The 21,949-nt window shown below is 50.3% G+C and carries 16 protein-coding genes; 8 read left to right on the top strand and 8 right to left on the bottom strand.

The window, feature by feature from the left end; all coding sequences use genetic code 11:
- Positions 1-108: 108 nt before the first annotated feature.
- The 6 genes from ACN0YR_RS20135 to ACN0YR_RS20160 all read right to left on the bottom strand — a co-directional run bounded on the left by ACN0YR_RS20135 (position 109) and on the right by ACN0YR_RS20160 (position 8,649).
- Positions 109-1,245, bottom strand: coding sequence for a type IV pilus twitching motility protein PilT (locus ACN0YR_RS20135; RefSeq protein ID WP_417851013.1), 1,137 nt, complete (start codon positions 1,243-1,245; stop codon positions 109-111).
- A gap of 379 nt (positions 1,246-1,624) precedes the next feature.
- On the bottom strand, positions 1,625-3,325 hold the full coding sequence (locus tag ACN0YR_RS20140; protein WP_417851014.1) for a GspE/PulE family protein: 1,701 nt from the start codon (positions 3,323-3,325) through the stop codon (positions 1,625-1,627).
- Between the two features lie 443 nt (positions 3,326-3,768).
- Positions 3,769-4,452 carry a hypothetical protein gene (locus tag ACN0YR_RS20145; RefSeq protein ID WP_417851015.1) on the bottom strand — a complete coding sequence of 228 codons (684 nt, stop codon included), beginning with the start codon at positions 4,450-4,452 and terminating at the stop codon, positions 3,769-3,771.
- Positions 4,453-4,493: 41 nt separating this feature from the next.
- A complete protein-coding gene (locus ACN0YR_RS20150; protein ID WP_417851016.1) occupies positions 4,494-5,549 on the bottom strand; it encodes an MraY family glycosyltransferase in 1,056 nt (351 codons plus the stop codon).
- A 467-nt stretch (positions 5,550-6,016) separates the two neighbouring features.
- Complete coding sequence (gene csrA / locus ACN0YR_RS20155; RefSeq protein WP_417851017.1) at positions 6,017-6,232, bottom strand: carbon storage regulator CsrA; 216 nt, start codon at positions 6,230-6,232, stop codon at positions 6,017-6,019.
- A gap of 599 nt (positions 6,233-6,831) precedes the next feature.
- Positions 6,832-8,649 carry a GntP family permease gene (locus ACN0YR_RS20160; protein ID WP_417851018.1) on the bottom strand — a complete coding sequence of 606 codons (1,818 nt, stop codon included), beginning with the start codon at positions 8,647-8,649 and terminating at the stop codon, positions 6,832-6,834.
- 753 nt (positions 8,650-9,402) lie between these two features.
- Between ACN0YR_RS20160 and ACN0YR_RS20165 the strand changes: the two genes are divergently transcribed.
- On the top strand, positions 9,403-10,977 hold the full coding sequence (locus tag ACN0YR_RS20165; protein WP_417851019.1) for a 2-isopropylmalate synthase: 1,575 nt from the start codon (positions 9,403-9,405) through the stop codon (positions 10,975-10,977).
- Positions 10,978-11,217: 240 nt separating this feature from the next.
- The gene (locus ACN0YR_RS20170; protein WP_417851020.1) at positions 11,218-12,990 is read left to right on the top strand and encodes a DUF1559 domain-containing protein; all 1,773 of its coding nucleotides are present in this window, start codon (positions 11,218-11,220) and stop codon (positions 12,988-12,990) included.
- Positions 12,991-13,171: 181 nt separating this feature from the next.
- Here the strand turns inward: ACN0YR_RS20170 and ACN0YR_RS20175 are convergent, their stop codons facing one another.
- Positions 13,172-14,170, bottom strand: coding sequence for an endonuclease V (locus ACN0YR_RS20175; protein WP_417851021.1), 999 nt, complete (start codon positions 14,168-14,170; stop codon positions 13,172-13,174).
- Positions 14,171-14,460: 290 nt separating this feature from the next.
- On the opposite strand from ACN0YR_RS20175, the gene ACN0YR_RS20180 reads away from it, so the two are divergent.
- The gene (locus ACN0YR_RS20180; protein ID WP_417851022.1) at positions 14,461-14,937 is read left to right on the top strand and encodes a hypothetical protein; all 477 of its coding nucleotides are present in this window, start codon (positions 14,461-14,463) and stop codon (positions 14,935-14,937) included.
- Between the two features lie 170 nt (positions 14,938-15,107).
- On the opposite strand, the gene hemP is transcribed toward ACN0YR_RS20180, so the two are convergent.
- Positions 15,108-15,302 carry a hemin uptake protein HemP gene (gene hemP, locus ACN0YR_RS20185; protein ID WP_417851023.1) on the bottom strand — a complete coding sequence of 65 codons (195 nt, stop codon included), beginning with the start codon at positions 15,300-15,302 and terminating at the stop codon, positions 15,108-15,110.
- A 185-nt stretch (positions 15,303-15,487) separates the two neighbouring features.
- Here hemP and ACN0YR_RS20190 point away from each other — a divergent pair, with 185 nt between their 5' ends.
- From ACN0YR_RS20190 to ACN0YR_RS20210, 5 genes are all read left to right on the top strand, one after another.
- Entirely contained in the window at positions 15,488-16,504 is a 1,017-nt protein-coding gene (locus tag ACN0YR_RS20190) for a DUF1559 domain-containing protein (protein ID WP_417851024.1), read from the top strand.
- A 479-nt stretch (positions 16,505-16,983) separates the two neighbouring features.
- Positions 16,984-17,211 carry a hypothetical protein gene (locus ACN0YR_RS20195; RefSeq protein ID WP_417851025.1) on the top strand — a complete coding sequence of 76 codons (228 nt, stop codon included), beginning with the start codon at positions 16,984-16,986 and terminating at the stop codon, positions 17,209-17,211.
- 92 nt (positions 17,212-17,303) lie between these two features.
- A complete protein-coding gene (locus ACN0YR_RS20200) occupies positions 17,304-17,771 on the top strand; it encodes a hypothetical protein (protein WP_417851026.1) in 468 nt (155 codons plus the stop codon).
- Between the two features lie 128 nt (positions 17,772-17,899).
- Positions 17,900-20,464 carry a vWA domain-containing protein gene (locus ACN0YR_RS20205; RefSeq protein WP_417851027.1) on the top strand — a complete coding sequence of 855 codons (2,565 nt, stop codon included), beginning with the start codon at positions 17,900-17,902 and terminating at the stop codon, positions 20,462-20,464.
- A 149-nt stretch (positions 20,465-20,613) separates the two neighbouring features.
- Complete coding sequence (locus ACN0YR_RS20210) at positions 20,614-21,936, top strand: hypothetical protein (protein ID WP_417851028.1); 1,323 nt, start codon at positions 20,614-20,616, stop codon at positions 21,934-21,936.
- Positions 21,937-21,949: the final 13 nt, after the last annotated feature.

A 21,949-nucleotide genomic window follows, 5' to 3' on the forward strand; every position in this document is an offset into this window, starting at 1 on the left:
GAGGTCGAAAACGAGTGCATCACAACGATTTCAACAGTCTTTTAATGATCTTGTCAGGCTTCTTGTTTATCTCATCAGTTGTGAAAGTATCCGAATCCGAATCAATTGTTAGTCGTCATCCCAATCATCGTCCTCGTCGTCCCAGTCCTCGCCATCTTCGGCTTCATCATCTTCAGCACCCTGCTTGATGTTGTTGATGCGGGCTCGAAGTTCACCGGGGTTATTGGAGCGGACAATCACGTCCTTCTCTTCGCACAATCCTTTTCTCCACAAGTCGTAGAGAGCATCGTCGAGCAATTGCATTCCGAACTTTCGTCCGGTTTGAATCGAGGAGTTGATACGGAAGGTTTTGGCTTCGCGAATCAGGTTGGAAATCGCCGGCGTAACGACCAGCATTTCGTAAGCTGCGACAAGCCCTTTCGGCTTCTTCGGCAACAGAGCCTGGCTCAATACGCCAATGATCGCTGCTGAAAGCTGTGTTCGAATTTGCTCTTGCTGGGTTGTGGGGAACACGTCGATGATTCGGTCCACAGTTCCCTGAGCACCGGTTGTGTGGAGTGTTCCAAAGACAACGTGACCTGTTTCCGCAGCGGTGATCGCAGCAGAGATTGTTTCCAAATCTCGCATTTCCCCCACCAGAATCACGTCGGGGTCCATACGCAATGCCCGCCGAAGAGCTTCCGGGAAGTCCGGGACATCGACTCCAACCTCACGCTGGTTGACGGTCGATTTTTTGTGGTCGTGGTAATACTCGATCGGGTCTTCAAGAGTGATGATGTGGTGCTGCTCATGATCGTTGAGGTAGTTGATCATACTCGCAAGCGAAGTCGTTTTTCCTGATCCGGTTGGGCCTGTCACCAGGAAGAGACCACGCGGACGGGTGATCAATTCAGACACAATCGGCGGGAGCCCCAATTGTTCGAATGTGAGGAATTCATTAGGAATTCGCCGCAGCACCATCCCGATATGACCGCGCTGCTTAAACACCGCAACACGGAAGCGGGCCTTGTCTCCAAAAGCGAACCCGAAGTCCGTTCCCCCAACTTCCTGAAGTTCCTGCTGATTTCGCTCAGGCGTGATACTTTTCATCAACGCGACGGTGTCTGAAGGTTCCAGCACCTTTGTGTCGAGACGTTGCATTCGACCAGAAAGACGGACCACGGGCGGCTGCCCGGTACTAATGTGCAGATCGCTGACTCGTTCACGGACAACCGTTTCGAGTAATTTATCAATTTGAATCGTCACGAATATGAGCCTTCAGGACATGATGAAGACGTTACGCACAGAACATGCGTAACACCGAAATTATTCACATGATCAGGTTCAATGACGAATCCGTGTCTCAGTTACCAACCTATTCCATGCAGTGCGGCAACTGCTGTTAATAAATTTTCAATCAACCTTCTCAACCGGGATGTCTCAGTTGCTGACTGCTGTCTTTGCGAACTCTGAAAAAGCCATCAGGGAGGTTTGTTGTGTCGTAGTGATGGCAGTTCCTGTTGGTGTGGCGTCGATTTGAGTCAGTTATGGGGGCTGTTTGGAAAATTGACGACAGTTCCCCCGCTCGTTTTGACAGGTGATCATTCTTGATGTGAGTCCAGAATGATCACTCCGTCTCTGTAGCTTAGTGCCCTCCTGAACGAAGTTTATAAGCCTCGGTGAGTGTCGTAATTCCTTCAACTGCTCTGTCGACCGCATCTTCAACTAATGTTTTCATACCGAATAACCGAGCTTGTCGACGAATGTGCTGGGCCGGTTCGCTTCGGAAGGCGAGGTCACGCAGGGTCGCATTCATCATCATCAATTCGAACACAGCTTTGCGCCCCCGGAACCCGGTATGCTGGCAGTTTTTGCATCCTTTTCCTCTGCGGAAGTTTGCATTTTCGAGTTGTTCCTCAGTCAATTCGAAAAACTCCAGCTCCGTTTGATCCGGTTGATATGACTCTCCACATTTCGAACAAACGACACGTGCCAGGCGCTGTGCCATGACCGCCATGAGGCTGGAAGCAACCAGGAATGGCTGTACACCCATATCGATCAGACGTGTAATAGAACCGGGCGCATCGTTCGTATGGAGTGTACTGAATACCAAGTGTCCAGTCAAAGATGCCTGAATTGCCATCTCTCCGGTCTCGGTATCTCGAATTTCACCGACGAGGATCACATTCGGAGCTTGTCGCAACATCGCACGGATGATTCGAGCGAAATCGAGGCCGATGCTATGCTTCACTTCAACCTGATTGATCCCGGGAAGGTAGTATTCGACCGGGTCTTCCGCTGTGATAATCTTTCGGTCGGGGCGATTCAGCTCTCCCAGGGCACTGTAAAGTGTGGTGGTTTTGCCACTCCCTGTTGGGCCTGTCACCAAAAAGATACCGTTCGGGCGGCGGATAATTGCTTGGAATCGACGGTAGTTCTCTTCGCTGAAGCCCAGACTTCGAATTCCGACTTTGATGTTATCTCGGTCTAAAATACGCATCACGATGGCCTGACCATGATTGGTTGGGAGCACACTGATCCGTAAATCGATCTCTTTTCCACCGGCTCGCGTTTTGATTCGTCCATCCTGCGGACGTCGTTTTTCTGCGATATCCATACTCGCCATCACTTTGATACGAGATGTCAAAGCGCTTAGCAGTCGCCGTGGTGGGCTGTCCCGTTCGACCAAAACTCCATCGATTCGGTATCGAATGCGGATTCGGTCTTCGAACGGTTCGACGTGAATATCGCTGGCCCGCATATTCGCTGCTTCTGTGATAATCAGATTGACCAGGCGGACAATCGGCGAGGTCTCTTCACCTTCAGCATCCTTCGCAGCTTCGTTGATCTCCGTTTCGGTGAAGTCAATCGCGGTTTCTGTAAACTCCATGAGCATGGAATCGACAGACTCTGTTTCAGATCCTCCATAAAATCGGTTGATGGCATCGTTGATCGACTCTTTGGGAGCCATCGTCAATTCAACATCGCGATTGAGGATGAAGCGAAGTTTTTCCATGACTTCGAAGTTCATCGGGTCAGTGACCGCAACGACCAGTCGCTCTCCGATAAACTCCACGGGCAAGCACGTGTTTTCACGAGCCACTGATTCCGGGACCAGTTCAATCACCGCACTGGAGATGTCCAGATTGTCTAAATCTGTGAATTTGAACCCGAATGCAGCCGCTTTTGCCTCGCTGATGAGACCTTCGTCGACGTATCCGAGTTTAATTAGCGCATCTTCGGGCATGATTCCGCCCGCTTTCGCGACGTTAATCGCTTCCGCCAATTGATCAGCACCAATGGTACCGTCGTCGATGAATTGCTGAAGCCAGTCGTTACCTGCCATAAGGAATCTCTCTCCGCAAATGAGGGGAGTGAAGTGAAAGGTTTGAATGCACTTTAATTGTGAATTGACTCAATTCAGAACTGAGGTGTCTGAATAGAATTGGCACAAATGTAGTGGACAAAAGCAGCTAGGGAAAGTGATGTACATGAGTTGATGTGATTTTGGCTGAGGCGTTGAAGTGAAATTCAAAAGAAACCTCAGAACACTACTAACTCACTGATGTGTGTTTATTTACGTAAAGGATGAGATTTGCTCCCTGACCTGGAAGCCTTGCTCTTTGAGAGACCAGATTTTTTAGAGTGGTTGAATCCAGCTCTCAGCTCAGTTCTTGAAGCAGTAATCGTAATTCTCTTGCCTGTGAAGATCGTTTTCACTATTGCATCGCTTGCTCGCCAGAGGCAGGAATCGCTCTATCACAATTTTGTGTGTCGGGCAGTATTAAGTCAACCAGGAATCGGGAGAATCGTTCGCTCTGGGAAGTTCGCTTCGGGCAACAAGCTGCCTACTTCTGAACGGACCACTTCTCGGGCCACCTCTAACGTTTCGAGGCAGGCATCCGGAAGAGGTTCTAACTGGATTCGTTTCATAACCTGATTCAAGCGGAACAGAAGACGCTCATCATCGAGGTAATCTTCCAGAAATCGCTCACGGATGAACATCTCCACCATCCAGGCGAGCTTTGTGACCTCTTTTGTTGCCAGTGAAGAGACAACACTTTGTAAATGGGTTAAATCAATCTCATCGAGAAGTTTGTAGAACTCTTCCAGACGCGAAGGTCGCTGTTCGATTAAAGCGGCGTCGAGCAGAAGTTCCATCACGATGTGACCAAGGAATCCGCAACGCCAGGCATTGCTTTCGTCCAGATTTTTACGGAAGGAGCGAGCGATAATCCCGGTGACTCGATAGAAAGCTTCTGTCCCGTGAAACCAGCGATCGTCGTCGAGATGTTTCTGAATTCCTAAAGCAATCTCTACTTCGTCGCCCGATAAAGTTGGCAACTCTTGCGTGATTCTCTTCCCACGTACACGGGCTTTACGATCGACAACACTCAACCAGTCTGGCACACATACACCAGCTGCGTAATAGGGACGGTCAAGATATCGAATCGCATGGGTAAAATAATTCACAATGCAATAAGCTTACGCCGACGCTGCGAATTCGCAAAGTCCTATTCTTCTTTCGAGGTGGGGCGCGGAGCCATTTCCAGGATCGAGACAATCACCAGCACGCACAAGACCAGCGAGACGACCAGAAACGCCCCTTGCCAGTCTTGAACCTGGTACAACAACAATGCTCCGATGCCTGTCGTCAGGGTCGCAAAGTGAACGGTCATCACTGCATGTTTTTTGCTGAGTCCCAACGCTTCCAGGCGATGTGAGAAATGTTTTTTATCTGGCTGAAACGGACTGCGGCCTTCCCTCAGGCGAATCAAGATGACGGAACACAAGTCGTAAAGCGGGATCGCCAGAATGCAAAGGGGGGCAAGCATGACATGCCGCTGTGGCATCGTTTCATCGTAAAAGGTTCCCAGAATTGTCAGGCTCGACAGCATCAAGCCGATGAATGTGCTTCCGGCATCGCCCATGAAGATGTTGGCAGGAGGCCAGTTGTGAATGAGAAAGCCACTCAGAGATCCAGCGAGAATGACGAGGCATCCACCGACGAGCCAGCGAGGCTCTCCAACCAGTGTCAGCATGATGCTCGCAAACATTACAGAGGCGATCAGCCCGATTCCGGCGCTCAGTCCATCCATATTGTCGAGAAAGTTCAACGAGTTGATCAGCGCAACGATCCACAACACACTGACGACTTGGCCCACCCACGGCTGCGAAACAAACAGACTGGCACTCATTCCGGTGCTGACTAAAGAGATGGCGACGAAAAACTGAACGCCCAGCCGCCATTTCCAGGAAAGGCCAAATCGGTCATCCAGTAGCCCCATTAACACCAGCACTGTTCCAGCAGTTAAGAGTCCCCATAGTTGAGGGGAGCGGTGCAGCATACCCGCCAGGTGGATGCGAAACTCTTCGGGAATCCAACTTGCCGGGAGAACGTTCTGCTGAATCATCAACACGATTAGTTGAGCAGCAATCAGTGGAAACAACGTACCCAGGTAAATCGCAAGTCCACCACCGAGTGGCGTCGGTGTCACATGAACCTTCCGGGCAGCCGGGTGGTCAACAAGTCCCCACCTCGGTGCGCAGCGGCGAATGACAATTGTCATTGTCGTCGAAATGACAAAAGCAGGAACGAAACAGACCAGCAAAAACCAGAGCATATCCCGAGGGGACCTCTTTCAGATCGTGGAAAGAGTTTTCAAAGTCGCAGGCAAACACTTTATCGAACTGAGTGAGATTTGCGAGCAGCGCTCAAAACAGATTCTGAGTGAATCCATGCATGGCTCAAGAACAGTTTGCTTAACCGTGTCCCCGTGAAGAACGCGTTTCATGAATAAAATCGCTGTTCGCCACGAGGGGGAACCTGTACACCAGTTCGAAAGATGCTCGTAAGCCTCTGATTCAAACAGAAAACGTTGCCAAGTGAAGGGACATGGCAACGTTTCTGTGATGGGGGAAAAATCGTCAACATAACTCAGCTGGGCGTGATCAACAGAGAGAAGGTGCCCTCATCGATCACTTCGAAAATCGATTGATCGGAATTCGAGACCACGCCCGCAGGCTGACAGCGACCTTATGCCGAGGATTTTGCCGATTTCGCCTGATCGTCAGTCCCTTCGGACGAACGCTCACGCTGGATGGCTTCGTACACTTCTTGTCTGTGTACGGGGATTTCGGTTGGAGCTTGTATCCCCAAGCGAACCTTGTCGCCACGAATGTCGACAATTGTGATGACGACATCGTCACCAATCATAATGCTTTCGTCTCGGTGGCGTGAAAGAACGAGCATCTTCCTGACTCCTCGCTAAGAACCGAATCTCGTGATCAACGGATTGGCTCGGTATGATATAAAATGGTCTTAAAACTTTTCTGACCGGGCTTTTCCCAACCTTGAAGCGTGGTGGAAACCTTTCCGGGGACCCCTGCGGTGAAAGGTTTTCTCGATGATTGAGAAACCAGATTCAGGTTTTCGGATCAGCACTTTGGCTTCTGCGGGCGATATGCATTTCATCGTCCAACAGAGGGCTGGGTAGGATAGGAAGACCAGAAGAAAACAGATGTCTGCACAACATGCATGTGAAGTTGCAGGTTGTGATGATTGTAACACCGCGACTACTGAGCGACCGCTATCAAGATGACGCGTAAGAGCCCGGTTACATTCCCTGTTGCAAGATTGGCGGGAGAGTCTGTTGCGAGAAGAGTCTGTGCTGAGATGGGGAGACGTGCGCCGCACAGCTGTTCTTGCCCCAGGACAGCAAAAGAGACAGAACAGCTGAAGTGACGAACTCAACCGTTTCGTGTTTACGGTGGCTGTAGAAATTGCGTTTCGCGTGGAGGATCACTGTTCTCCACGCGCCCTACTCGCTGCGAGTCTGATCACGGAGATCCTTACAGGAGTGGCAGGATTTTCGAGAGCAGAACCGTCATTGCGAAACTGACGATACTTAGGGTTGCGAGCATTGGAGTCCATGAGCGAAGGCTTTCAGATTCAGTAAGCCGTCCCATTTTTGTGAAGATCCAGAAACCGGAATCGTTCATCCAGCTTCCCATCAGCGAGCCAGCTCCAATGGCAGTTGCCAGATAGACCGGATTGAATCCGAGGTCGATCCCGGTAATCATCGATGCCAGCATACCCGATCCAACGATCATCGCAGTGGTGCTCGATCCCTGAGCAACCTTCAGCAGCGCGGCGAGTGAGTAACCCAGAATCAGAAAGGCCATTCCAGTGTTCTTTGTATCGCCGTCGGAAAATTTGTCCTGAATCGCTTCACCGATCCCGGCAATTTTCAGCATATCTCCAAACGCTCCCCCGGCAGCGGTGATGAGGATAATGACCCCGCCGCTCATCAATGCCAGTTCAACAGTCTTGGACATTTCAACGAGTGTTGGCTTCCGTGTGCTAAAGACCAACCCCATGGCGACGAGCGTCGAAATTAACAATGCGAAGTTTGCGTTTCCGAACAGCTTTGAAATATTCGCGGCACTACGGAGACCTGTGTCCCAGTTATGTGGTTTGATAGTCTCTGGGAAAGTGACCTCAAGAAGAAGTCGATTGAACCGTTGCCGTTCGTGGACCTTCATCTTTTTGAGATCACTTTGCGACAACTCATTCACGAGGGCTTCGCGAGTCAGCATCTCTTTTTCTTGGGAGGTCAACTGCTCGTTCTCTAAATCGGCAGCAATTTTCCAGCTCTTTCGCACGACAGCATCGAATGCTGCGTTGCTGTAGATCGCTGGGTCTTTTTCCAGTAACGCTGCATTCATTGCAGCGACAATCGCTTTTTTATCGTCGTCCGTAAGTGAATCTTTGGCGATCACATCCTGCGTCGTTTCGGGGAGGACATTGACGATTTGAGGAATTGCCGCCGGTTCACTTTGATCTTTCAGAGCTGTATGAAATGCCGGCCAGTCAGTGACATCGGTAACTGTCAGGCGAGGTGTCTGTTCGGCGTTGGCCATGGTTTCTAAAGCAGTGTTCGCAGAGATTAACGCCACTGGCAAAATGACCGGTAACAAAGACAAGAACAACGGAGGCGTTGTTTGTGGAATCTGCGGATCATCATCTTCGGTGCCGACGACTTTGTCGTCACGAAAAGGAATTTCGATCATCCGATTGAGCCAGGCCGAGACAGCCAAGCCTGCGACAGCGGCTGGAAAAGCAACCATCGAGCCCACCAGCATCATCACACCGATATCGATTCCAAGCGTCGTGGCCATGACCAGCGGTCCCGGAGTCGGCGGGACCAATGTGTGGGTAATCGCACCCCCAGCGGCAATCGCTAAGATGTAGAGCAGGTAATTCTTGTTTGTTCGACGAAAGAGTGAACGGGCCAACGGGACCAGAAGATAGAAAACCGTATCAAAGAAGACGGGAACCGAGAGCACGAAGCCACTTCCCATGAGCGCCCAAGAGGCCCGTTTTTCGCCGAGTAATCTCAGGAAAGCCTGCACAATTCGGTCTGCGGCGCCGCTCGCCATCATGCACTCGCCGATGATGGCAGCCAGGCCAATCACAATAGCGATGTTCCCCGCCGAATTTCCAAACGAAGTTGCGACGCGAGAAATTTTATCTTCGATTGGTCCCGGAGCAAGCAAACTCACCACAATTGCCGAGATGATCAATGCCAGGAAGGCGTTGACTCGTAAAATCAGAATTAGGCCGAGAACAGAGGCAATACCGATGGCGAGAATGACGAGAGGGTCCAACTGCTGCTCCTTGGCTGGTCGCGAAGATGATAACGTTGATGCGTCGAGAGTCCTTGTCGACGCATTTATTGCATTCGATGTGTTGCGCACAGTTGACCCAATCGAAGCCGGGACGTCAAATCAGTTGCAATTTCCCAAGCAAGTCCGAAGCAAGGAGGGGGCTCGTCGCGGGTTTTGGTGACTCGCAGCTTGTTGCGTCAGAAAATTGACGGACGATGCAAAACTGTCAGCGACATCGGACACACATTTTGAGTGCTCTCTGTCTCTTTTCTGATTGCACGTCCAAACAGTGCAAACGCTCTGGCATTCTGCAAAGTTCATCTATTGTTGAAACCCGACAGACGGAAATTCCGTCCTGATTCTCAGGAAAGCTGGGGCTTTCAGCGTGAGATTCGGTGAAGTTAAATTCTCTATGATCGGCTGCGAACCACCCTTGATTTCTTTGTGTCGACTGCAATAGTTCAAGTCAGTCCGACTTGACGTCAATCTGAATTCGACTTACTCTGTGATCATGAACAATCAGTCAACTCACTTCAGCCTGCTACTCAACCTCCTCCTGCGAAGGGGGTCTTAGGCTGTTGTTCTGATATTGTTTCCAGAAAAAACACCCTGAGGCTTCACGAAGCCTCAGGGTGTTTTTTTATTGACAGTTTATTGTTGAAAACACGAGAAACGTGTCCATTCTCGCCCAATACCAATTTTGGACACACCACACACAACTATTTTTCACGGTCCACCGAAAGGGACAATCTGATGTCTGACGTCATTACCATCTTCGACACGACTCTTCGTGACGGCGAACAATCGCCCGGCTGTAGTATGGATACAGCTGAAAAGCTGGAAGTGGCTAAGGCTCTTGTGGATCTGGGAGTCGATGTTATCGAAGCCGGATTCCCCATTGCTTCTCCCGGCGACTTCGAGGCTGTGCAGAAGATCGCTCAGAAATTCGGTGACCAATCGACTATTTGCGGGTTGGCACGTTGTCGCAAAGAGGATGTCGACAGCGCCTGGGGGGCGCTTCAGGATGCGAAGAATGTTCGCATTCATGTGTTCCTCGCCACCAGTGCCATTCACCGAGATTTCAAGCTGAAGATGGCGAAGGAGGAAATCGTTCGCCAGGCTGTCGAGATGGTGAAGTATTCGTGTGATCAGATGTCCTCGCGGAGTGATATCATCACGCCGAACGTGGAGTTCTCCCCCGAAGATGCCGCGCGAACTGAGCTCGATTTCCTGTGCGAAGTCGTCGAAAAGACCATCGCAGCCGGGGCGACGACTGTCAACATTCCAGACACTGTTGGCTATGCGACGCCGAACCATTTCTTCAAAGTAATCTCTTACTTGAAGGAAAACGTGACGAACATCGATCAGGCAGTCATTAGCACGCATTGCCATAACGACTTGGGACTTGCGGTTGCCAACAGCTTGGCCGGAATCGAAGCGGGAGCGCGGCAGGTCGAGTGTACTATCAACGGTCTGGGCGAACGTGCTGGCAACGCGGCACTCGAAGAGTTGGCGATGGCTATTCGCACTCGTGGCGACTATTACGGTGTCACGACGAATATTAATACCCAAAAATTGTGTTCGACGAGCCGTCTGGTTTCCAAGATCACCGGCATGGCGGTTCAGCGAAACAAAGCCATCGTTGGGCAAAATGCTTTCGCGCACGAAGCCGGAATCCATCAGCATGGGATGCTTCAAGAGCGGACGACTTACGAAATTATGCGACCGCAAGACGTGGGGTATGTGGGGACAAATCTGGTCCTCGGGAAACATAGCGGACGCCACGCCTTCCGCGACCGTGTGGAGTCACTCGGCTATGAATTGAGTGACGAGTCCTTTCAAAAAGCGTTCGATGCCTTCATTGCCTTGGCGGATAAGAAGAAGGAAATCTTTGACGTGGACATCGTTGCCCTCGTTGATAATCAGACGAGTTCACAAATCGAAGAGCATTGGAAGATCGTAAACTTTCATACACTCAGCGGAACAGGGACGATTCCGACAGCAACACTCGAACTGGAGCACAAGGAGGGCAACATTGTCCAGGATGCTGCCACGGGAGACGGTCCTGTCGATGCTGCGTTCAAGTGCATGGAACGAGTCGCTGGCATCTCGGCAAAACTGACTGACTATAACGTCCGTAGTGTATCGAGTGGAAAGGATGCATTGGGAGAAGTGAGCCTTTCGATTGATATCGACGGGGTGATCTTCCACGGGAAGGGAGTCAGTACCGACGTCATTGAAGCGAGCGTTCACGCCTATTTGCAGGCTCTGAATAAAGCACTTTCGCAGAATCGTGGACGCCGTCGTAGCGAGAAAAAGGGCGTGTAATTCAATTTGCGTTTCCCTCTTTAGCCGGACACTTCAAGTGTCCGGCTAAATTTTTGCGCTCTCGGTTTTCTACGAATCGAAAGTTTTTTTGATCCAAATTGCCCGGAATACGTTCTTTGAATTGTTATCGGATCTTGAATTCTTCGTAAAGGAAAGTGATTTCGGTTCGAATCACTTGCGTCGATTGCTCCAATTTTGGACGATCATTCACGACAATCACTTCTTACAAAGGTCACCTCGATGCGAATGCTCTCTCTGACATCATTTCTCATGCTGGCAATCTGCCTCCACGGTTGTGGAGGAGGAGACAAACCGGCGGACTCACCTGCAGATGGTGGTGCGAATGCCGAAGGTCTCGATGACCCGATGGATGGTTCAACACTCGGAACCCCGGGGGAAATGCCATCCACCGATCCTCCAGCAGCCAATGAGGCTCCAGCAGCTTCTTCCAGTGGTTCAGCTGAAGCTGCCAGTCCCGATGGTTCAACACTGAACTACGTTCCAGAAAACGCGGTCGCTGTGGTGATCCTTCGCCCTTCGAAGGTTTTGAGTAATCCACTTGTGAAAGAGATGATCACTCTGATGGATCAAGCCAATCCTCGCGAGAAAGTCGAGGAGAAAATGGCAGATTTTGCAGATGAAGTTGGCGTCAAGCCTGAACAGGTAGATCATGTGCTGGTTGTCGTCGACCAGAAAATGCTGGACATGGCACCAATGATTGCAACTGGAGGAGCACGACCCTCTCCGGTTATCGTTGTGCAACTTGCTTCTGGAGTCAGTTCGCAACTGATTCTGGATTCCGTTCCTCAGGGAGAATCGATTGAGATCGCAGGCGGAACTGGAGTCACAACTCCCGATGGCGGAGTTCTCTTCAAGGTGAGCGATTCCCGGCTTGTTTACTCCTCAAAAGAGAAACTCGAATCGGTTCTCAAGAACGCATCGAACGGGAAGGTCAAAAGCATGATTTCAAAATCGGCAGCCAGTGACTTTGCACTCGCTGTGGATCTGGAACCTGTCAAAGTCCTCTTGCAGGATGCCATGAAGCAAAACCCCAACCCGCCCGGGATGGTCATGACAATGGTGATGCCCATCGTGACGCAACTGCAAACTCTTTCACTGGCAGCTGATCTTGAAGCGGCGAATCTTGTAGAAGTGAATGTGAGCACTCCCAATGTCGACGCAGCTCAGGGAGTACACGGCATGCTAAATGGTTTCCTGGGAATGGGGAAACAACAATATGAGCAGGGCAAGGGCGAGATTCCCGAAGAAATGCAAGCGATGGCAAAGCAACTCGTTGATGGAGCCAAGCTGTCCACTTCGGATACAGTCGTCAGCCTGACGCTGCCACGTCCTGAGAACTTTGAGAAGCTTCCTGAAATGCTCAAACCCGCATTTGCCGAAGCTGCCGAAGCTGCTAAGCGGGCTCAAAAACGCAACGACATGAAGCAACTCGGATTGGCCTTCCACAACTATCACGATGTTTATAAGCACTTCCCGGCAGTCGATTCCAATGGCGAAAAAGATGAAGCTGGTGTGAGAGGAAAAGGGCTCAGCTGGCGCGTCCATCTGCTTCCTTTCCTTGAGCATGCCCCGCTTTACGAAAAATTCAATCTTGACGAAGCTTGGGACAGCGAGCACAACAAAGCACTCATCGCTGAAATGCCGGAAGTCTTTGGTGGTAACCCGGAAGGCAAAACGTCAATTCATGTCTTCGTCGGTGAAAATCTGGCGTTCAATGAAGGCAAGCCCGGCCCCCGAATTCGCGACTATACCGATGGAACTTCCAATACCATTCTGGCAGTCAAAGCGGGTGACGATGCCGCCGAAATCTGGACTAAACCGGGTGGGCTGAAGTTTAACGCAGAGGACCCGTTCGCAGCTTTGGGGAACATTGGCGAAGCCTTCATGGTCCTCATCTGTGATGGTTCGGTTCGTGACCTGACCAAAGATCTCGACAAGACAACATTCTCCAATCTGATCCAACAGAACGACGGCAACCCTGTTGATTTCTAGAGCATTTTTCGCATGGGTTTGCAGGTTCTGCCACGTGGCGAACAGCATTTCTACTAAAGAAATACGTTCTTCACGGGCACGCGGTAGAGCAAACTGCTCTTAGCGAATTCGTGACTCAGCCGCGCCGGAGAAATCGGGCGCGGCTTTTTTTCGGGCCAGTGTGATGAAAGGTTGCAATGCCTCAGTTTTTGCGCAACTGCTTGGTGAGCCGGTCTGCATAGAAGATCGGCTCCGGGGTGCGGTGTTTTGTCATTGTCGCTTTGGCGAACAGCGTCGCCTCTTCGAGCGTGATCAAATTCCCCGGCGAGACAAAAATGGGCTTACTTTGATTTTTTGTTTTCAGCGCATTGCCGATGAACTCACCATTCTCTTCGATGGGGCGAATGTCGCCGGCTCTCATTGTCTTTGTGTCCACAGTTCCACAGAGCAGCGACTTTCCAATCCCCAGGGTTGGGTGATCGATCAACACGCCCAGGCAAGTTGCAATCCCGGCACGTCGAGGATGTAAAATTCCATTTCCATCGACGAAGATAATGTCCGCTAAATTTCGGCGACGTCTCACTTTGTCGAGAAGTAAGAGCAACACCGGCATCTCTCGGAAGGAAAGAAAACCCGGGATGTAAGGAAACTCAACTGGAGCGACGACAGATTCTTCAAAAGTCACAGCGAGCGTTTCCGCGTCCAACTCAACGTAGGCGCCAACTGCATTCCCATCGTCCCGGTAAGCACAGTCGACCCCTGCGAAAGTGCGCGGAGTGAGTTCCTGCGGATTTCTTTGACGCCGCTTGGCCAGCGTGAATTGGAACTCATTCAGTTGTTTGAGCGGTTTCACAGAATGAAAATCGGAAAAACGACAGGCAAGGTCAACGTTCCCCAAGCCGGTTAGCGTGACTCCATCTTTCTTGAGCAGCTGGGCCTTCTCGTTTGGATCACCGGTGACGTACATCCCGATTTCGCCATTGGATCGGACGACACGATGGCATGTGCAGCCATGTGGATGATCATGGTCCTTGAAGAATGCTCCCAGCCAGCGGGCTGAGGATGTCTTATCGTCACCCAGAGCTCTGGCAAGATCTCCGTACGTTGTCACTTGCCCTACTGGAACTTGGGCGAGTAACTTCAGGACCTCACTCCTCAAGTCGGGAAGCTCACACAGTGATTCGCTGTAAGACCGTTTCATTTGGTCATTGGATGAAAGAGTGAATTGTTAGTGATGAGTTTGGTCGAGTGTAACGTGTTACCTTAACGACGCTGCTTCACCTCTTGGATCGATCCGCAAGAAACCTTGATCAGGAGAGACGGTTCGTTACTTTCGTGATTTCAGTGTCGATGAAGAAACGGTTCTCTCCGAGAGAAACGATAAACTCCGCGAAACTGAACCCGAGCATTATTTTGAAAGCCTTAAAAAATTAGAAACTCTTCGGAGAACAAAGAAAATTGCGTTAAGCTGCTCTTCGAAAAGAAGACGGCATGTCAACAGATTTCAGTGGGATTGTCGTATTGAGTACATCGCTGCCGCACGCACAAGTGTTTCTGTTCTTGCTGATTCTGTTCACTCCGGTGGCAGTGATCATTGCCTGTCTCTTTTTACGGGCAGCGGTTGCGACATATCGCGCACTGATCGGTGGCAAGAGTTTGATCTACCCTCCTTCGCGTTTAGAGCTCTTCAAGATCGTGGTGATCTCTTTTCTCGTTTGCCTTGGGCCGATCTTTCTGCTGAATTTAATACTAGGAGCTGTTGTTGGGTTTTCAATGAGGGCTCAGGCAATTGGATTCTTGATGGCAATTCCGATTTGCGTACTTTTGACAGGTGGTGTGGTGTCGCAACGGTTGCAGATTTCGTTCGGAAGCGGAATGGTTGTCTCAACCTGCTACTACTTTTTCTGCCTCTTCTTTCTCCCAGTCTTTCCGATCTTGCTCGTCGTGACTCAGTTGCTTTCCTTTTAGATCACGTTCTGGAAAACGCTAAGTAGCAGGGAGAAATCGACGAGCCAGGGCCGTTTTGACAGCGATTTTCGTGTTTTGCCAAGTAAGCCTGTGCGAGTTTCCACATCAGAAACACTCTTCACGGGGACAAAAACAAGAAAGTGTTCTACGAAGACATGCTGGGGCCCACTTTATTTGTTGAGGATGAGCTTTCCTTTGCGTGTCAGGCGAAGGCGGTAACACTCTCCGTTATGGCAGATCGTGATTTCCGTGCGTTCCTTGAAAAGGTCGCAAGAATTGTAGACACCATTCGCGCAAGGCAACTTCTGCTCAGGCTCTGGTGCAGCCTGTTTTTTCGGGTCGGGATCGTTTTCGAGGGAATTCATCAATTCCACTTTTGAAAATGTGCTTAAATCGGGTCGATTCTGAATTGAAATCAGCTGATACCAAAACTACTCTAGGTGAAATTGAGACTCAGTGTCAATTAACTTTTCCACCTCAAGCTAGCCAGCCAGATCGCCAGCCACGGTTGCAGGTGTCAGTCCTTGATGACTTTTCTGGAGTTGAAAACATGGTTTCCTATCGCCCCCGCAAGGGCTTTACGCTGATTGAGCTTTTAGTTGTGATTGCCATCATCGCAATTCTTGTTGCGTTGCTCTTACCTGCTGTCCAACAGGCTCGCGAAGCTGCTCGGCGAACCCAGTGCAAGAATAATCTGAAGCAGATCGGCCTTGCTCTTCACAATTATCTGGATGTGAACAATGGGTTTCCTCCTTCCTTCATCTCGGACATCACCACCGGTGGCGTGAATCAGACAAACGGTGGGGAGTGGTCGGCTCAGGCACGGTTACTGCCATATCTGGAGCAAGCCAGCCTTTACAATGCTGCAGATTTGTCCCAAGCCTATGATTCAACCATTAACGCTGCGATTCCTGCGATGAGAATCGCAGCCTATCAATGTCCCAGCGATCCCAATGACGTTGCCCGAACAGATTCTTCAGGAAACGCAATCCACTATCCGCTCAGTTACGGATTCAATGGGGGAACGTGGAGAGTCTGGACGAATGGCACTCGAGTTCCTGGAGATGGGGCATTCGCTCCGAACCGCAACTTCAAGCCGCGTGATTTCACCGATGGGATGAGCAATACAATTGGATTCTCTGAGGTTAAAGCGTTTACTGCCTACAATCGCGATGGCGAAACTGGCACTTCAACGATCCCCAACGATTCCTCACAAGTCTCAGCATTGATTGCAGGTGGGGGAAGCAACAAGGCCAACAGTGGTCATACTGAATGGGTCGATGGCCGAGTTCATCAAACTGGTTTTACTGTCACTCTTCCTCCAAACGCAGAAGTGACTGTTCCGGGAGGAGATCGAGCTGAAGAAGGGGATTACACTTCATGCCGCGAAGACAAGCCCTGCTCCGGACCAACTTACGCCGCTGTCACTTCCCGCAGCTGGCACACCGGAATCGTCAACAGCTTGCTGATGGACGGCTCCGTTCGATCGATCAGTGAGAACATCGATCTAGGAACCTGGAGAAATCTTGGTCAACGAAGCGATGGTCAAGTGATCGGTGAGTTCTAAACATTCTTAAGCTGAGTTGAGTGCTGAGTGATCAGTAATCTCCTGGGGAAGAATCGATTTCTGAACAGAGACTTGATTCTCCAAGCTGATAGCAACTGATTTTTCTGCGACTTTACCGCGACATTATTGCGAAATGTGATCGAGCAGCATGCGACTTCGTATGCTGCTCGTTTTGTTTCGTGAGGGCCTTCTTTCGATCCCTTTCCCTGATTAATCCGTAGAATCGTTATGAGTTCTCTATTTGGAAAGTGCGGCACGAACGTTTCGCTGTCGACGGGTTGTCTCTTCTCGATTTGATCGCGCAACTCTTTATTGAGTCATCCTGTCTGCGAACCGAAAGAGATGAAATGGAATGAGATTGCGAAACCTTCGCTTTCTCATTGATCGATGACACAGAAGTCGAATCGAATCACCAAACCTCAGGTAAATTGTTTGAACTGACCTGTCAAAAGTCAGCAAGTTGCCAATCGAATGTTTGAGTGACTCAACAAAATGGAGTAGTCCTGGTGCTGGAACTGTTTCAACAACTAAGTGATGATCAGACAGCTCTTCTTGGGTGTGGTGCAGCAATGCTGGGAGCCATGTTCATGTTGACATTGAGCTTTCATGCAAACCCTAGGAACCGCAAGAGTTTGCCCGAAGCAAGCACGAACGGTCAGCAGGAATCCGAAAATCTCGATGAAAATCGGCCGCGACGGGCAGCCTAGAGACTGGGAATCTTGCTCAGTCTAGAGGATTCTCGTTAAGCTTGAGGCTGGTTCACTGATTTTTTCGCCATAGATTTAGAAGGATTACTGGAATGACAACTTTGCGCACACTGGCCTTAGCAGCGATCTTGATGTCCGTTGGATATCTTCTCGGGCAGGCAAACGTGGGGGCGAACTTCGTCAATGCACAACAGGTTGGAGAGAACGTTCCAGAAGAGACAGTCGAAAAGATCCGTGCCGCCAACCGGAATTTGAACGAAGCCATGGAGGCATTGAAATCGGCAGGGTTGTACGAATCTGTGACGGAGGGGCCGAACGCCTTTCTGATTCTGAGTGGGGGCGGAAGTGCTCGTCAGGATCTTGAATCTGGGCGTGGCGTCGATCCGGAAACTTTTGCGGGGCTGTACGCTGGTCGTGCGATCCCGGAAATTCAGGATTTGATTGGAAAAGACGAACAGAATCGACTGACATACAACGACGAAGTGATCCGAATTTACTCGAAATCACGATTGCAACGAGTCTTAGCCAACCGAACCAAATTGACCGAAGTGAACTTCTAAGCACAATAGAATCGTTCAATCCGACTGTTCGGGTCATTCCAACGGATTCGATGGACATTAGAAACTTGCTTCCGATTCGGAGAGATTGCTGAGAATTTGTTTTCAATCGTTCCGAGACTCCTTATACAATGAGACAGCAGCTTTATTTCAAAGTTGTTGCCACCTTCCATGATTCTCGTCAACAGCCATCCGGCAGCGGCGAAGTCCCGGGGATTGACATTATGAAGACCGCTTGGAAATTTTCCGCATTACTATCAACTCTCTTCGTTGCGAGTCTGGGTTTCGCCAACGACCCGGTCGTTCGGGCTCCAATCGTACGATCGTACGAGTCACCTTCAGGGGACACCTTCGGGGCGATCTCGGTTCAGCTGCCGGCCAGCAACGAATCGCGAAGTAAGGTTGATCACGTTGTCGTGATTGATACTTCTGCCAGCCAAATTGGTGAGCATCGCACTGTTGCTCTGAAAGCTCTGAAAAGCTTTCTTCAGAATCTGCCCGAAACTGATCGAGCAACTGTCATTGCAGTTGATGTTGAAGCTGTCCCAATGATGGACGGATTTGCATCCCCCGCAAAGGCTGCTGAAGCATCTCTTGCAAAACTGGAAGAACGTTTTCCAGCGGGAGCGACCAACATCGCCAAAGGTTTGGATGCAGCTTCCAAAATTCTTGCAGAAAGCAAAAACGGTTCAATCACATTCATCGGTGATGGAATGAGCGCTGCTCATCTCATCCAGATTGATGAGATGAAAACTCTGACATCAAACTTTCGAGCCCGGCAGATTCCAGTTCATGGATTCGCTGTCGGTTCAAGTAAAGATATGCAGCTTCTCGGTGTGCTTGCTCAGGAAACAGGTGGATTCGTCATGCGAGACGAATCAAGCAAAACATCTCTCACCGGAGAACAAGCAGGTGAACTTCTTGCAGCTGCCGCTATGAAAGTCGTTTCGTATCCAGAAACAGTGACCATCAAAGACAACGAAGCTCAGCTTCTTCCAGGTTACGCTCTGCCACTCCGTTCAGATCGTGAAACTGTCTATCTTTACAACGGAAGTGTTGAGCCCAATGCAACCTTCATTTCAGGGGTTCATCAGTGGAGCCTTTCAGGTCTGGAACGTTCAGCCGGAAACACTTTCCTTCGAACGTTGTGGTACCAGAGTGAAGCAACTGAAGGTCTCTCATTAGGTCTTGCAGGTGACTGGCTTGTCAATCTTGCTCATCAGCAATTCGAAGACAACATTGTCCGTATGGAAGCACAAGGTGTTCAAGCACTGAACCAGGGTGCTTTTGACACAGCTGAGAAGATCGGCTTCTCAATTCAAGAAATCGATCCCGGCAATACGACAGCGATTCAATTGATCGATCAAGCTGGTCAGAAAATGGTACTACAAACTGTGCAGTTTGAAGTTGACCAAGCTGTCGATGCAGCGAAGCAACTCGATACAGATCGCACAGGACCACGTGAAGAAAACCCGATTGAAGCCTACAAACAATTGAAAGATGCTCGGACCCAAGCCCTGCGAGCCGAAGTCAATCAAGGAATTCAACGAGCACTCTCGATTGTTGAAATCGATCCTGATGCCGCATTGAGTGGGCTTGATCAGATTCGTGGAACAATCAAATCCGCGACTGACATTGATCCGGAAGCTCGCAACCAGTTGCTGCGTCAACTGACTTCAACGCAATTGGATGTGATCTCCCAGAAGCAGAAGATTTCCCTCAAGAATGCTGAACGAAATAAACGACGGGTGGAAGTCGAAGCTCAGGCCCGACTGGTCCAATATGCAGAAGAGCGTGATGCAAAGCTTGAGCAAATGGTGGATCGAATCCGGGCACTCTTGATCGAAGGCTATCAGGGAGATGCAGGGGCGTTCGAATCAGCGGAAGCTGTCGCTCGTGGAGTTATCAGCGAATACCCGAATAGTGCAATGGGTGTTTCGGTAGTGTTCGTTTCAGAAGCTGCGGGACAGATTGACAAATCGAATCGATTACGACACCTGCGTTCGGATCGTTTTCTCGAATCGCTTTATCAAGTCGAACTCTCACACGTTCCGTTCCCGGACGAACCTCCAATCTTGTATCCGCCAGCTGAAGTTTGGCAGGCACTTACAATTTTGCGTGAAAAGTGGAAGTCAGTCGACTTGCGTAATGACAGTCCGAACGAACAAAAAATCTACGATGCTCTGGATGATATCACGAACATCGAATTCCCAGGAAACCCACTTTCTGACGTGGTTCAGTTCCTCAGTAGCCAGCACGGAATTCCGATCATCATTGATGAAGCAGAGCTGAGTAACGAAGGTCTGAGCCCGGATGATGAAGTTTCACTGGTTCTTTCCGGTGTCACACTCAAAGCTGCTCTGAAACTTCTGCTTGAGCAACATGCTCTGACCTATGTGATTGAAGACGAAGTGATGAAAATTACCACACTTCTGAAGTCGGCTGACTCGCTCACTACTCGTGTTTACCCAGTTGCTGATCTTGTGATTCCAATCTTCCCGTTGAACGGTGGATTCGGTGGAGGTGGCGGTCTTGGTGGACAAGGTGGCGGTCAACTTGGTGGTCAGCAAGGCGGCCAGCAAGGTGGTGGCGGCTTCGGTGGCGGCGGTGGCGGTGGCGGCGGCTTTGGTGGTGGAGGACAGTTCAGCGTCCCAGCACAGCCGATTCCCGGCAAAAAAAAACTCAACCTGAAGTAAAAAAAGAAGAGCAAAAACCTCTCTTTCAACCGGTTGATCAAAAACAGGGGCAACCCGCCGCTCGACAAGGGCAGCAGGCTGCCCCTTTATTTATTCAACCCCAGGGAAAACAATCGACTGAGACTCCCTTCAAATACGACGACGTCAAAATGCCAGAAATCTCCGAGGAATCAGCCCGGAAAGACTGGTCAAAGTTCTTCTCAAAGAATCGTCCGTATCCAGTTCGCATCCGCCAGTGGGTGATGAAACTCCACCAGGAGGGGAAGCATAAAACCGTCATTGGTTGTCTCGAATCCGCTCTGATCCAAGGGCAGGCACAGCCATGGATGTACGAAGTGCTCGCTCTCTCTATGGAGATTGAGAATAAGCCGCGTAAGGAAATCGAGCGTGTCGTTCTTTCTCTCTCGGACTTCGGTGCCGTCACGTTTGATAACTTGATCTATTCGGCAGCGTACCTGACCCGTTTTGATCGAAAGAGTGCCGCGCTTGGTCTGTATCAGCAAGCTTCTCGCCTGGCACCCGAAAGACATGAACCCTACATGCTGTCGCTCAAGTTGGCCAAAGACGCTGGAAACCCGGATGATGTGATCTGGGCAGCAACGGGAGTCCTGCAATACTACTGGGGCAAAGACTATTTGAATAAACATCGCGATGCAGAAAACATCGTTGTTGATCGTATTCAACTGTTGAAAAAAGAGGGAAATCAGGAACAAGCCCAGCAGTTGCAAAGCCAACTTTCCCAATGCCTGGCGCGTGATCTCATCATCCGTGTCGACTGGAGCGGAGGCGGCGATCTTGATCTGTATGTCGAAGAGCCACTCGGAGCCGTCTGCTCTTTTGAAACCCCGTTGACGATCGCGGGTGGTATTTTCATGCACGACGGAGCTGGGCCAGACCAAGCGAATTGCTACGAGTCGTATGTATGCCCACAGGGAGTGACCGGCCCTTACCAGATTCGAGTGAAGAAGTCATTTGGCGAGGTCGTCGGAAACCGGGCAACTGTCTCGGTCCTCATCAATGCCGGGACTCCTGAAGAAGAGAAGATCGTCCGGACCGTGGTTTTCAACGACGAAGAAAGTGGGTTCACGATCGATCTTCCAAATGGACGGAGAACACAGCCACGCAATCTTTCCCAATTGGAACCGACTTCTGGAACTCAATTGTCGATGCTCAATACAGCTCCGTTACGGTTTCATTCTGTCGGAAGTCTCAACGAGCGAAAGGCAAAAGTTCATCAACAGTTTGCTGAAGATCGTCTCGGTCCTACACGTCGAGCAGGGGCCGTCGGGTACGCTCCGGTTGTGCAAACGATTCCAGAAGGAACATCGATGACTGCTCAAGCAGTTGTTTCGCCAGACCGCCGCTACGTCCGATTGTCGCTTCAACCATCAATTACGAATGTGACCGATGTCTTCACTTTCAGTTATTTGAATAATGGAAATGCGAACGGCGGAAATACTGGCGGCAATTAAGCGGTCGCGTTGT

Source organism: Thalassoglobus sp., from assembly GCF_048270125.1.
Classification (GTDB): domain Bacteria; phylum Planctomycetota; class Planctomycetia; order Planctomycetales; family Planctomycetaceae; genus Thalassoglobus.

What these genes read in the sequence shown, in the direction of transcription:
- ACN0YR_RS20190 (WP_417851024.1), top strand. Translation starts at nt 15,488, where the DNA reads ATGGTTTCCTATCGCCCCCGCAAGGGCTTTACGCTGATTGAGCTTTTA.
- ACN0YR_RS20205 (WP_417851027.1), top strand. Translation starts at nt 17,900, where the DNA reads ATGAGACAGCAGCTTTATTTCAAAGTTGTTGCCACCTTCCATGATTCT.
- ACN0YR_RS20210 (WP_417851028.1), top strand. Translation starts at nt 20,614, where the DNA reads ATGCCAGAAATCTCCGAGGAATCAGCCCGGAAAGACTGGTCAAAGTTC.
- ACN0YR_RS20180 (WP_417851022.1), top strand. Translation starts at nt 14,461, where the DNA reads ATGTCAACAGATTTCAGTGGGATTGTCGTATTGAGTACATCGCTGCCG.
- ACN0YR_RS20200 (WP_417851026.1), top strand. Translation starts at nt 17,304, where the DNA reads ATGACAACTTTGCGCACACTGGCCTTAGCAGCGATCTTGATGTCCGTT.
- csrA (WP_417851017.1), bottom strand. Translation starts at nt 6,232, where the DNA reads ATGCTCGTTCTTTCACGCCACCGAGACGAAAGCATTATGATTGGTGAC.
- ACN0YR_RS20140 (WP_417851014.1), bottom strand. Translation starts at nt 3,325, where the DNA reads ATGGCAGGTAACGACTGGCTTCAGCAATTCATCGACGACGGTACCATT.
- ACN0YR_RS20150 (WP_417851016.1), bottom strand. Translation starts at nt 5,549, where the DNA reads ATGACAATTGTCATTCGCCGCTGCGCACCGAGGTGGGGACTTGTTGAC.
- hemP (WP_417851023.1), bottom strand. Translation starts at nt 15,302, where the DNA reads ATGAATTCCCTCGAAAACGATCCCGACCCGAAAAAACAGGCTGCACCA.
- ACN0YR_RS20170 (WP_417851020.1), top strand. Translation starts at nt 11,218, where the DNA reads ATGCGAATGCTCTCTCTGACATCATTTCTCATGCTGGCAATCTGCCTC.
- ACN0YR_RS20165 (WP_417851019.1), top strand. Translation starts at nt 9,403, where the DNA reads ATGTCTGACGTCATTACCATCTTCGACACGACTCTTCGTGACGGCGAA.
- ACN0YR_RS20175 (WP_417851021.1), bottom strand. Translation starts at nt 14,170, where the DNA reads ATGAAACGGTCTTACAGCGAATCACTGTGTGAGCTTCCCGACTTGAGG.